Origin of the sequence: Mucilaginibacter sediminis, assembly GCF_051903035.1 — a bacterium.
Lineage (GTDB): Bacteria > Bacteroidota > Bacteroidia > Sphingobacteriales > Sphingobacteriaceae > Mucilaginibacter.
The window spans coordinates 4,034,436-4,047,833 of sequence record NZ_CP170602.1; the positions used below are offsets into that span (position 1 = coordinate 4,034,436).

At 44.1% G+C, this 13,398-nt stretch carries 9 protein-coding genes; 3 read left to right on the plus strand and 6 right to left on the minus strand.

Features of this window, described 5'->3' with window-relative positions; all coding sequences use genetic code 11:
• Nucleotides 1-2: 2 nt before the first annotated feature.
• Entirely contained in the window at nt 3-896 is an 894-nt protein-coding gene (locus ACFGVS_RS16435) for a glycosyltransferase (protein WP_090641142.1), read from the minus strand.
• Between the two features lie 287 nt (nt 897-1,183).
• Here ACFGVS_RS16435 and ACFGVS_RS16440 point away from each other — a divergent pair, with 287 nt between their 5' ends.
• Nucleotides 1,184-2,212: a hypothetical protein gene (locus ACFGVS_RS16440; protein ID WP_439694760.1), complete on the plus strand. Its 1,029-nt coding sequence runs from the start codon at nt 1,184-1,186 to the stop codon at nt 2,210-2,212.
• Nucleotides 2,213-2,293: 81 nt separating this feature from the next.
• Here ACFGVS_RS16440 and ACFGVS_RS16445 read toward each other — a convergent pair whose 3' ends face one another.
• A complete protein-coding gene (locus ACFGVS_RS16445) occupies nt 2,294-2,977 on the minus strand; it encodes a porin family protein (RefSeq protein ID WP_439694761.1) in 684 nt (227 codons plus the stop codon).
• Nucleotides 2,978-3,190: 213 nt separating this feature from the next.
• On the opposite strand from ACFGVS_RS16445, the gene ACFGVS_RS16450 reads away from it, so the two are divergent.
• Nucleotides 3,191-4,915: a glycoside hydrolase family 3 protein gene (locus ACFGVS_RS16450; protein WP_439694762.1), complete on the plus strand. Its 1,725-nt coding sequence runs from the start codon at nt 3,191-3,193 to the stop codon at nt 4,913-4,915.
• 158 nt (nt 4,916-5,073) lie between these two features.
• Here the strand turns inward: ACFGVS_RS16450 and ACFGVS_RS16455 are convergent, their stop codons facing one another.
• Nucleotides 5,074-5,502 (minus strand): hypothetical protein, encoded by a 429-nt coding sequence (locus ACFGVS_RS16455; protein ID WP_439694763.1) that lies wholly within the window; start codon nt 5,500-5,502, stop codon nt 5,074-5,076.
• A gap of 543 nt (nt 5,503-6,045) precedes the next feature.
• On the minus strand, nt 6,046-6,279 hold the full coding sequence (locus ACFGVS_RS16460; RefSeq protein WP_439694764.1) for an addiction module protein: 234 nt from the start codon (nt 6,277-6,279) through the stop codon (nt 6,046-6,048).
• Nucleotides 6,280-6,405: 126 nt separating this feature from the next.
• Here ACFGVS_RS16460 and ACFGVS_RS16465 point away from each other — a divergent pair, with 126 nt between their 5' ends.
• Complete coding sequence (locus ACFGVS_RS16465) at nt 6,406-9,579, plus strand: ATP-dependent helicase (protein WP_439694765.1); 3,174 nt, start codon at nt 6,406-6,408, stop codon at nt 9,577-9,579.
• A 52-nt stretch (nt 9,580-9,631) separates the two neighbouring features.
• Here the strand turns inward: ACFGVS_RS16465 and ACFGVS_RS16470 are convergent, their stop codons facing one another.
• Both ACFGVS_RS16470 and ACFGVS_RS16475 read right to left on the minus strand, forming a co-directional pair.
• Complete coding sequence (locus ACFGVS_RS16470; protein WP_439694766.1) at nt 9,632-11,647, minus strand: alginate lyase family protein; 2,016 nt, start codon at nt 11,645-11,647, stop codon at nt 9,632-9,634.
• 79 nt (nt 11,648-11,726) lie between these two features.
• The gene (locus tag ACFGVS_RS16475; RefSeq protein WP_439694767.1) at nt 11,727-13,394 is read right to left on the minus strand and encodes a hypothetical protein; all 1,668 of its coding nucleotides are present in this window, start codon (nt 13,392-13,394) and stop codon (nt 11,727-11,729) included.
• Nucleotides 13,395-13,398: the final 4 nt, after the last annotated feature.

Sequence of the window (13,398 nt, forward strand, 5' to 3'; positions counted from 1 at the left end):
CGCTAAGCCTGCGTGGTACTAACCGAAGCATACTTTTTAAAGATATAAAACTTAAGTTTAAAAAACAGCTTGAAATTAAGCCGTAAAAATTTCTGATTTTTCCACAGCATTCCCAAAGCTGTTTTCATAGGGAAGTTGAAGCTTATAAGTTGATCGATAAAATTTTTAAAGGTCCGCTTTTCTATATAGGCGATCTGTTCTGGTGTAAACGAGCATACGGTTAAGGGCAGGTGCTTATTCCATTTATTATGCAATTTCAGGTTCTCAATCATCCAGATGTCGTTGTATAAACCTTCCGAAAAATGATCCAGCAGAATATCAAACGTAACCATCACTTTGTATTTTTGGCTTACCGATAGCGAAAAATCAATGTCGTAACCGTGAAATTTTTTAAATGTTATTTCATCAAACATAAATTCTTCGGCAACATCTTTTGTTGTTGCCATAAATACGCCGTCTATACACACTACTTCGGCAATGCTTTGGTTATCGGGATTGCTATAAACGTGTTTCGATTTTGTTTTTTTATATTTATATGATTGGATAAGGTTACTATAATAAGTATTTATCCCAATTCCGCCCACCCCCGAAGGAGTTAGCGGTTTATAACTGCTGCCCGCAATGCCAACCAAACCTAATTTGGGGTCTTGCTCAAATAATGCCAACAGTTTTTGCCCCCAGTTATTGGTTTTTATCAATACATCTTCGTGTATAAAACATAAAATATCATATTGAGCACGCATCATCCCCTTATTGTATACCTCACAGATGCCCATTTGGCCTTTGCTGTTATCGGTAGCAACAATTTCAAACGGCACTCCGATTGTGGCATTGATATTTTCACTTACCTGCTGTAGGTTAGCTTTATTAACGGATGAAATAATAATTGATATCATTCAGTAATATGTTTTTCCGGTAAAAAAAGTAGCTGTTAGTAATATAACGAATAAAAATCGTATTTAATACAATTTTTATTGCGATTAAATCAATTACGTGCGTTTTCGTTAATGTGATACAACTTTTACTAAAAAAAGTTTTTTATTTTTTTTTCAGATAACAAAGAAATACAGGATAGTATTTGTTGATTTGTTGTAGATATATAAATAATGCCGTATTGCAATAAAGCGGGAGTTACAATAATGATTACACCGGATTTTAAATTGCCAAAAACAACAAGCCAGTTTTGACGAAGAATTTGACCGAAATAAATTGCCTGCCCGCAACCAAAATTTATATTTTTTGCCCGGCAGGATATGCCACCGGGGGGCCCGAGGCATTGCACCAGTTGGGAGCAAAACTAAAGCGCCTGGATTTTAATGCATTCATGTATTACTATTCAACCCCCGGCAGTGTAGATATTGTGCATAAAAACTATGAAAAATACAACGTACCTGTTACCGAAAGCATCGAAAACAGTGCGCAAAATATCATCATACTGCCCGAAACGCACCTGCTGCCCATTTTTGACGATAGTTATAAACAAGTGCGCAAAGTTATCTGGTGGCTTAGCGTGGTTAACTATTATATTACCCAAAACAATCTCACCCAAAGTTTACAGCACAAAAAACATTTTAAACTAAAAAGTTACCTGGGCAAATATCCTACCGCCTCATTCGGCAGGCTTAAACGCCGCAACGATGTACAGCACATCAGCCACTCTTACTTTTCGCAGGTGCACCTGGCCGAAAATGGTATAAAGCCGATTGGTCGGATATCAGATTACATGAACAGTGCTTTTTTTGATATGGTAAATGAAGGTACGCCCAAAGAAAACCTGGTAATATACAACCCCATTAAAAACGACGTTTTTTTAGACAAGATTATTGCCCTTACGCCAACGATAAAATGGGTGCCCATTAAGAACATGACACCTGCCGAAGTAGCCGCACTGATGAACAAAGCCAAACTATATGTCGATTTTGGCTTTCATCCCGGCAAAGAGCGTATGCCGCGCGAGGCTTGTATTATGCGGTGCTGTATGATTATTGGCAAAACAGGTTCGGCGGCATATCAGCAGGACATGCCCATTCCTGAAAAGTACAGGTTTGATAAAAGCGAGGATCAAATCCCAGAAATTATCAATCGGATAAATGAATGTTTAACTAACTACCATGAATTGGTAAAAGATTTTGCACCTTATCGGCAAGCACTTTACAAGGAAGAAGATCAGTTTGAACAAGATATTCAAAAAGTATTTGTGAAGGATAAATAACAAGAACCACCCGGCAATCCCGGAATGGCTCTTGTTCAATAGCTTTTAGCTTTAGGCCTTCGGCTTTAAGCTTAACAAGCTTTATTGAAATTTAAACCCTAAACCAATTTGCCAAACCTGGTTGCGGTAGTTAGGCAGGTAGGAGTTATCATCCGGGCGACTGGTAGTAAGGTCGATATTGTAGCGCCCCCTAAGCTCAATATTCCGGCTCAAATCAACACTAAGGCCAATAACGCCGCTTACGTCGGTATGGTCGCCGCGGTTGTTATAGTATTGCTCCTGCTCGGTAATAAAACCGGTTTCATAAGTATTTTTGGTTGATACCAAAAAGTTAATGGATGGGCCTACCAAAAAGTTGAATTGCGGTGCCAGCTTAACCTTTAACAACAATGGTACATCAATGTAATTGGTGCGTTGCGTAAACTTCCCGTAATCGGTATTGGCTGTATAACCCTTGCCCGAATACAAAACTTCGGGAGCAAATGATATTGGGTAAGCGATAGGAATATCCAAAGTTAAACCTCCGTTAAAACCGGCGATAGAATTGGTGCTGAAGTTGGAGTTATCGGCATCAATGGTGTTTGAAATATTTAAGCCGCCGGCTAGGCCAACTTTTATGCGATAAAAATCGTCCTGGCTTTGGCGCGGGCGTTCGCGGCGTTCTTGGCGGTAACGGGGCCTGCGGCGTGGCGGGCCGTAATATCCTTGTGCGCTGGCGTCATATACTGCAAACAGGCAGATGGCAAAAAAAATAATCTTCTTCATGTTAGTGTGTTTTTATATAGCCATAGATTAAAAAATATCGCAAAGGTTTAATGTGCACACTAATGCCGCGGAATTTTTCTAATTACACCAACCCGCGGGCAGGCCTTGTCTATGCCACTATCAATTCGTGCAATTCGCTTTAATTAGCAGTAATTCGTGTTTCAAAATTCGATTTAATTAGTAACAATTGGTGTTTCCTGTTTACATTTGAACATGCCAAAATTGAAAACCAGCCATCGTTTCGCATTCATAATCTCCCTTAATTTTATCGTTATAAGCGCTTTCGCGCAAAAAGAAAGCTATATACAAAGCCTCAATACGCAAAACCATTGGGTGGATTCTGTTTATCATAAACTGAGCCGTAAGCACCGTATTGCACAATTATTATTCGTGCGGGCACACACCAATAAGGGGCAGGCCTATGCCGATTCGGTAGGTAAGGTGATCAAGGATCAGCAAATTGGCGGCCTGGTATTTTTTCAAGGCGGCCCGGGCCGGCAGCTAAACCTGGTTAACCAATATCAAAAACTGGCAAAAATTCCTTTGCTGATAGCTATGGACGGCGAATGGGGCCTGGGCATGCGCCTGGATTCGACTGTATCATACCCATACCAAATGACGCTTGGCGCCATACAGGATAATACACTGATATACAAAATGGGGCGCCAGGTGGCCGCCGATTTTAAACGCATAGGCGCTCATTTTAATTTGGCGCCCGATATGGATGTAAACAATAACCCTAATAACCCCGTGATCAATTACCGCTCATTTGGCGATAATAAATATAACGTAGCCAAAAAGGGTATAGCCTATTTTACAGGTATGCAGGATGCCGGTTTGCTAACCGCCGCCAAACACTTCCCCGGCCATGGCGATACCAATGTCGATTCGCATTTCGATTTACCCCTGTTGCCTTATAGCCGTGCCCGGCTGGATTCGTTGGAAGAATACCCCTTTCGCGAGGCTATTGCCGCCGGCATCAGCGGGGTGATGATTGCTCATATGAGCATCCCGGCATTGGATACTACCACCCATTTGCCGTCTACCTTATCGCGCCCCATCATTACCGGTATTTTAAAAGATTCGCTGAAGTTTAAAGGCCTGGTGGTATCAGATGCCATGGAAATGAAAGGCGTTGTGAAATATTTTCCCAATGGCGAAGCTGATGTAAAGGCATTTATTGCCGGTATGGACGTTATTGAGCTATCTGAAAATTCCGATCGTGCAATTAATCTTATCCGCAAAGCATTGCGTCACGGTGCCATCAGTAAAGCCGAGTTTGAAATCAAGGTTAAAAAAGTACTTGCTGCCAAATACTGGGCCGGGCTTAATCAATACCAGGCAGCGGCACCTGCTAATTTCAGCGCTGAAATTAACAGCCCTGCGCAAAAAGAACTGGTACAGCAATTAAGTGATGCCGCTGTAACCGTATTGAAAGGTGATGCATCAACCCTTAAGCTTAACCCATTTTTAAAAACCGCCATTGTGAGTATTGGTGTATCCTCGCCAACCTTGTTTCAGCAAGAGGCCGCCAAAAGTTTCCCCAATTGCAAGCTATTTATGGTTGATAAAAACACCCCGGCTATCGGCCTTAAAAATATACTTTCGTTGTTAAGCCAGTACCAGCAGGTAATAGTTGGTGTACATGATACCCGCCTTAGGCCCCAAAGCAAGCTGGACTACAGTAGCGACGTAAAATTGATGATAGCCGACCTAGCCGGTCGGCCTAATACGGTGATCAGCGTTTTTGCCAATGCCTACACCATAGCCGGCCTGCCCGGTATCGAAAAAAGCAACGCTCTGATGGTATGCTACCAAAACAGCCCCGAACTGCAAAAATCAGTAGTGAAAGTATTGGTGGGAACATTGAGGCCTACCGGTAAATTGCCGGTGAGTGTTAATATGTTTTTCCCTACGGGGGCGGGGATAGGGTTGTAGTAAGAGAGCCGCCCTCGCCATCATTGCCACTAACGACAGCACCAGCGGGGAGTAAATGCTATTTGTCTGCCAATGAAAACGGGCTGTTTCGCTTTGTTGTATAACACAGCCCTTTGTAGAATACTTAAGAAATTGGATTTACTTGTTGTTTTACCAGCTCAATTAAAATTACTATCACTCAACAGTTTTTTATTCCGCAGGATATTTAGCAGGTGTTTTGCTTCAGCTTCATCAATGGCTTCTCCAAATTTTATTGTTTTCAACCCATAGTCAAAATTGATGGTCCCAGATGTTGCGTTGCCTCTAAATGGGCTCCGCCCGCCAATCATTCCAAAGTTGTTAAACAATGCATCCTCTTTCACTCTAAAAGCTCTACATTCATTTAAATCGTATGTTTTTGCCTTTTTAAACCATTCCCCTTGCCTGTTAATAATAAGTACGCCTTTGCCTACCTCTATAATTTCTTTCCCCGTAATTTGCCATAACAGCGTTTTTATGACAAAGGCTCCGCCAACCGTCCAGCCAGCCACCCATACTAATAAAAATAATTGGGGTGCGCCGCCGCCTAATCCAAGCAGGTTACTCAACGCAAAAAATTCGCCGGCAACCCACCCGCAAAGCCAAAAACATAAAAATATGGTAAGAAAATAATTCCGCTTCACAGGAATAGCGAATGTAACTGAATCGAAATTTTCTTCAACAATTGTGCGGCCGGTATAGGGTAGTTCCATCATTAATAATATCTGTGTTAAATATGAGGTTTATTATTTTGAAAGCAAATTTTAGATAGTGAGGTTCTCAACGTTAGGGATGGGCGCGAATACCGGCCGACGAGCGTAATGCCTGAAGGCATATGAGCATACCGGACCATAGGTAACGCCAAAAGACTATTTTCGAAATTTCTTACTTGGATTACGGCTTGTATGAAATATCTCCATTACAGTAATTTCCTTCAATTCATCGTCTATGGTATAAACGATTTACCGATCTGATTTAGTTTCCGTTGAACAGCATTAGCAAAAACTACTCCAAGCCCTTGTTGTTGTTCTTCATACCATACAAATGCATTTGAAAATTCTTTTGAGGCCTCCTGGCGGATCTTCAGATCATAATTCATTAACAAAAGGCGGCTATTTTACTAATGCTTGCTTTGCCATAGCCAAAGTCTCATCCCAGGTAAAAGATTGACCGACTCCATTTTGATGGTCATGGTATCTCCTGTCTAATTCATCCCTCTGATCTTTGGTGAGTTCGTAGCTATCGGAGATTCCATTTTGCAGCAAGGTATATATCGCTCTTAATTTATCGTCCTCTGCGGTTTCAATATATTCATGCAGTTGTTTCCGTATTTGAGATGTGCACATATAATTAGCCTTTTCACAAATTTAATAAAACTCAGGCATTGGGAATATGGAATTTAAGATCAAAATAAGTTTAATTTTGAAAAACGAAACAAATCTTCTCTTCAAGTGGAGATTTAAAGAGGGCTTATGCAATCCAACTTCAACAAATACAACGATAAATTTCAATCTGCCTTAGCCGGGCTAAACCCCGAGCAATTGGCTGCCGTAAATAAAATGGACGGGCCGGTACTGGTAGTAGCCGGACCGGGTACCGGCAAAACGCAGATACTGGCGGCGCGGATTGGCAAAATATTAACCGATACCGATGCCCTGCCCAATGAGATCCTTTGCCTAACCTATACCGATGCCGGTGCCGTGGCCATGCGTAAGCGCTTGTTTGAGTTTATAGGACCCGATGCATATCGCATCAACATCTACACCTTCCATGCCTTTTGTAACGAGATCATCCAGGAAAACCTGGAGTATTTTGGCAAGCTAAACCTGGAATCACTGTCGGACCTGGAATCGGCCATGCTGTTTCGCGAATTGGTGGATGAGTTTGATAACGACCATCTGCTGAAACGTTTTACCGGCGATGTATATTACGATACCAAACGCCTGAAAGACCTGTTCAGCATCATGAAACGCGAGAACTGGGATGCGGTTATGATCGAGACAGCCGTGCAGGAGTACCTGGACGATATCCCAAACCGCGAAGAGTTTGTTTACAAACGTGCCAACTCCAAAACCGGTATTAAGGTAGGCGACCCCAAACAAAAGGATATTGATGCCGCGCATGACCTGATGAAAAAACTGGTTGCCGCCGTGCGTGAGTACCAGAACTACGATGTTAAAATGAAAGCCAAGGGCCGTTATGATTATGACGACATGATCATTTGGGTGCTGCATGCTTTCCGTGATAACGAAGAGATATTACGCAAATACCAGGAGCGCTACCAGTATATTTTGGTAGATGAGTTCCAGGATACCAGCGGATCGCAAAACGAGTTGCTGCGCTTTTTGCTGAACTACTGGGATGTGCCCAACGTGTTTGTGGTTGGCGATGATGATCAGTCGATCTTCAAGTTCCAGGGTGCCAACATGAGCAACATACTTGATTTTGCAAGCGATTATGTGAGCACCCTTAAAACGGTGGTGCTGAAGCATAACTACCGGTCGAACCAGCACATACTTGATATCTCCAAAGCGCTGATTGACAACAACCAGGAGCGTTTAACCAAGCAGCTTAAACTGGATAAGGATTTGCAGGCCTCCCATCCGCGCTTCACGGACATGGCAATTGAGCCGCTGATTCGCGAGTACGAAAACCCCGACCAGGAACTGGTAGATGTATCGGCACAAATAAAACAGTTGATTGACAAGGGCACCGAGCCCGGCGAGATAGCCGTAATTTACCGCAACCACAGCCAGGTAGAGGAAATGATCCAATACCTGGAGGTGAAAAAAATAGCGGTGAACACCAGGCGTAAAATAGATATCCTGACCCAACCCTTCGGCGAAAAGATCATCAACATTATGCGCTACCTGATGCAGGAATTGGATTCGCCTTATAGCGGCGATGAGTTGCTGTTTGAGATACTGCACTACGATTTTTTTAACATTGCACCCATAGAAATTGCCAAGGCCAGCATAGCGGTATCGCAGGAAAACTTTGCTGCCAATAGCCGCGATAAGGTTAAAACATCCATCCGCCGCTACATCAGCGAGCTGCGCCCACCTGCCCAGCCGGATCTGTTTGCGCCGGATAAGTACATGGAGATGAGGTATCTCATGAACAACATTGATGATTTGCTTAAATCGGCCGTAAATTCAACGCTGCAGGCGTTTTTCCAGGATGTGATTGCCAAAATGGGCATCCTGAAATATATTATGCTGCAAGAGGATAAAGGTGGCTATATGCAGATGCTCACCAGTTTCTTCGATTTTTTAAAGGACGAAAGCCGTAAGAATCCCGATATCAAACTATCCGACCTGATAGCCACCATCGATCTGATGAAAAAGAACGGTATCCGGCTTGATTTGAACAAAGTGATCTTCAGTGATAACGGCGTTAACTTTTTAACAGCCCACGGCTCCAAAGGACTGGAGTTTGAGTATGTATTTTTCATAGGTTGCGATAAACGTACCTGGGACAGCAAGGGCCGAAACAGCGGCTTTAGCCTGCCAGATACCCTTACCCGCGCGGTATCTGACGATACTGCCCAGAAGGAAGAGGCCCGTCGCCTGTTTTATGTGGCGGTTACCCGTGCCAAACAATGCCTCATGATATCATACGCCGGCAAGGATAAAAAAGGCAAAGACCAGGAAGCAAGCCAGTTTATAGGCGAAATTTTAGCCAGTACCGATACCCAACTGCAATACCCCAAGGTGCCCGCTGATACCATGGTTGATTTTATTGCCACCCAGTTTAGCGAGGTGGAAAAACCAAAGGTGGAATTGCTGGATAAAAACTACATTAATCAACTGCTGCAAAGCTACACCCTATCGGTAACGCATTTAAACAACTACCTTGACTGCCCGCTGCGGTTTTATTTTCAGTGTTTAATCCGGGTGCCATCGGGCAAAAGTCCGTCGGCTACGTTTGGGCAGGCGGTACACTGGGCACTGAATAAAACATATCGCCTGTTAAAGGAAAACGAAAACGAGTTCCTGTCGACCGAGCAATTTATGAACGAATTTAAATGGTATATGGCCCGCAACCGCGATTCGTTCACCAAAGATGAATATAAGCTACGCCTGGCCTACGGCGAGAAGATATTGCCGCCTTATTATGAACAAAACGTAGGCGGTTGGAACAAAATAGCCGTAACCGAAAAATCGATTAAAAACATCGAGATAAACGGTGTACCCATTAAAGGTAACCTGGATAAAATGGAGTTCGACGGTAAAAACGTTACCGTAGTTGATTATAAAACAGGGAAAGTACGGAACGCCAAAGACAAACTGTTGCGGCCTACATTTGATGCCCCCATGGGCGGCGATTACTGGCGCCAGGGCGTATTTTACAAAATTTTGGTCGACCATGACCGCACCAACGACTGGGAAGTTATCGACACCATTTTTGATTTTGTAGAGCCCGTAAGCGAAGGCGAATATTACCGGGAAAAATACGTGATTAGCCCGGCAGATATTGAAATGGTAACGGAACAGATCACCGATACCTACGCAAAAATTATGGCCCACGAATTCAGCACCGGCTGCGGCAAAAAGGAATGCGACTGGTGCCATTTTGTAAAAACGAATTTTAAACAGGCGGAGGTGGTTTTAAACGCGGTGAGCGAGGAAGAAGAGGACATATGATAAATTATTTTTGTGACTTGTCTTAATAAATCTGGGTTTACATTGTTGCCGCCTAATAAACCGTAACCTGATCGAATTTGACTACAGTAGGGACAGATGCTAAACCGGACGAAACAACTAAACCAACCAGCGCATTCTTTTTTACCTGCCTGTTTATTGAGCCAATTTTTGCCCAGTTTTTCCCATCAACAGATGAATAAGCAGAAATTATTGCTCCCTTTCGTTGCAACCGGAGCCAGTAATAACCGGTAAGGCGGCTGAAAATAACAACCGGTTCGGACAATACAGGGCCCGACGCGATATCTTTTATAATACCATCCTTAACATTGCGAAAAAAGAGTTTTGTATGCCAGCCTGGTGATTCGGGCTGCCCATTAAGCTCCGGCTTTACTATCAAAGCTGCCTGTATATCACTATCTTCCAGTCCTTCGCGGATGGCCAGACCAAAACCGGAAAATTGTGAACTAACCTGCGGCACATACCGGGCTGTGATAGTTCCGTTAGGTTTTAAAGTTGTATATATAAACTTAAACTGGTTCTGCACACTATCGATACCCATTCCCCCGGATGTTATAGTAAATTGCCGGCCATCAAATACCGCCGAACCTTTCGGTTCGCCATTACTTCCAATATCCGCCGCTTTCCATTTGATTGGAAAACCAGTTGTAATACTAACCGGGTACGCGTTCGCACTCCCGCCCGATTTATCAGAAGCAGACACGGTATAATAATAAGTTCGTCCCTGCAGCGCCTTTGTATCCCGGTATAACAAACCAGTGATATTGCCGGCTAAAACCGTATAAGGCCCGTTTTTCTGTTCTGATCTTTTTAAGGTATAATAATTTGCTCCCCTGCAGGCCACCCAGCTAATTGTATTGCCATTTGTTGATGTTGTTTGGGCCAATAACCCTGCCGGGGCAGCGGGAATAGTATTTATATCATCACTACCTGCCGTCCTGGAGTAAAGCAATGTTCCAAACCCTACATGATCGGCACCCGGGAGCCCCTGTTGTTCGGGCCTGATTTTTTCAGCTGCCGCCTGGGTATAAGGCGCGGCTAAGCCCATGCGATTAACATAATGGTTATAAATTTGCTCATATACAGCCCTTAGCCTTCCCCTCCCTTCAACCGAGATGCGCTGGTGCCAATATTTACCGGTCATGTCCATTGCAGGCACATAAGGCACATCCTGGCCCAGGTTAAATTTAGCTGTATATTCAAACCCCTTTAGTAAGCGATTATCGGCATATGCATACAGGTTTAATCCCTGGTGCCATCCCATTTCAGCACAATCGCCCAGATGCGCTATGCCCAGTTGGGTGTGGCTTTGGTCGCGCCCGCTTTCCTGGCACTGCCCGGTTTCATTAATAATATAATTAAGCAGGCTGCCATCGCCCGCGCCATTAATATAATAGTGTAAAGCCCGCTCAAATATGGGGCGGTCATTGCAAAAAACACCAATCGCCATCATGGTTTTCATAGCTGCAGAATCCCAGTTGCCGTTGGCAAATGGCGCGAAATCTTTGATAACCGGGTAAATCACTTCCCTGAAATGGCTCTCTGTTCTTTCAATATCCGCCGCCGACCAGCCCGAGTGGGTATACCGCAGTATCTCGGCAGCGTTCACCATTTTGAAGGGCCCAAGGCCGGCCATTAACACAGCGTCCCGCCCGGTTATTGATTTTAATGTTGATGACCAGGCGTTAACTATTTCGATGGCTTTATCAGCATATAATTGCGTGCCGGTAAGCGCCCATATCAATGCATTCTGATAAGCAGCGTTAGCATCAGCGTCATATATACCCTGCCCAACTGTTGGATTTCTGCCTACCATCTCCATAGGGCCCTGCATATGATAGGTATTTTGCGACTGAGAATGGGCCTGAAAAACCAGGAAACCGCTATATACGGGTTCTTGCTTCGCCAGTATAGCCGCTTTCATCCGCGCTATATCCTGCGCATTTTGCAGCAGTCCCGGATGAATGAATGATTGCGCCTGTAACTGTCCGGATAAGCATACTGATAAAAAACTGCATAATAGTAAGCATAACCCTTTGATATAATTCATAGTTTCTTTATGATAGTTAATTCCTCTGTTGCTTTTAATACCTAAAAAAGTTCATTTCTCGATTTTGGGCAAAGTAACGTCACCTGGATATATAAAAGGTTTGTTCAACCGGTGTAGCAGATTGCCACAAAGGCCCTGTTATCCTCCCCCACTGATAGGCCACGATGTTTACTTTTACCGGGTATTTACTTTTGAGCGGAACAGGCGTGAACTTAACTATACCGTTTTCCACGTATGCCGGCCCCGAAATAATATAATAACCCACAGGCAATCCCGAATCTGAGGTGGCATGTAAAGCCAATTCTTTCGTGCCATATATAACATCTTGTATTTTCTGAAAGGTTATTGCCTGGGGCTTCCCAATTGTTAGTTTAGCAGGTATCGTCATTTTGCCGGGTTGTACAGCGTGGCGATATGCCGCATCGCCGGCATTTTCTTCCTGTATCCAAAGCTCGCCGCCCATTCCCATCCTATCAAACTGTAACCTGAATAACGATGGCCCGATTTGTACCGCCGGGCCAGAAATCACCCTGAAATTAATTGCCCCCGATGCGTGACCCAGCTTTTGGCCTGCGCCAATAAGTTCTGGTGGCATTTCCGGTAAAAAACCTCCTTTTAGCCGGAAAGAAACACCATCTTTTTCCGGTTCAAACTTCAAATCGGCATAACCCAATTTGGCTACCGGTAATAACCGGCCATCCTGTATAAACGTAAGCATTTGCCGTTTGCGCTTTGCGCGGTCACCCTCAAATTTCATGGCTGCTACCGCCGTTTCCTGGTCAAAAAACCAATAGCCATTGGCGTTTCCGCCTTTAAATGCGCTATAAGGAGCAGGTAAAAACACCTCTTTTTCCATGCCGCCGGCACCGGTTAACCAGCCCGATGATCTTTCAACGGGTTTTAAAACCGTTTGCCCTTGTTCGGGCAAACGGTACAGGCATGCTTTACTGATATACAATGCAATAAATTTTGCCAGGTGGGCAGACCAATCGAAATGCCCTCCGCCGGGATCTACCACTACACTAACCAGGTTACCGGTATCACGGGCACGTAAAGCTAATGCAGTTTGCTTTACTACCGGCCAGTAAAAGTCCCGGTCGCCCGGCTGGGTGGCCGGGTCGGGTACCCGGTATTGAGGCCATTCGGTAGTTTCGCCCACGATGTAACAAAGCGGAATGTTTTTAAATTTCAGGGAATCAGGTAAGGGAATAGTTTTTACGGGGATGCATACTATTGTTCGTTCGGGCAAGGCATTTGCAAAGGTCCAGGCAAAATGCCCGTTGGCCGAATGCCCCATTGGTATTACCGGCGCATTTTTCAATTCATAATAGCCCGACTCCTGTGCCAGGTTATCCATCATTTGCTGAAAAACTATTTCCATGCCGGGCTTCATATCGGCAGTTAAAGATTGGTCGTTCCGTTGCCCCGGCCCAATCCAAATAATGCCTAAACCTATCTCTGCCGCTGTTCGGCGTATCAACGAATCCTCGAGCCAGTTACGTTCAAGCAAGTTGGCCAGGGATATTATTACTCCTTTAACCCGTTTGCAATCCGGTGGTATCCATAAAAAGGCAGTCCGGGTACCAACCTTCACGCTGTATTGATAAACATGCAGAGTCGGACTATCCTGGGCTTTGGAGCTAATTGACACAAAAATAGCCAGCAGCAAAGGAACTATCTTAGCTATCCACAAAAATGCTCTTATTTTGTTGCTCCTTTTCACCTCACCATGTACTTTTAAAATCATCCTG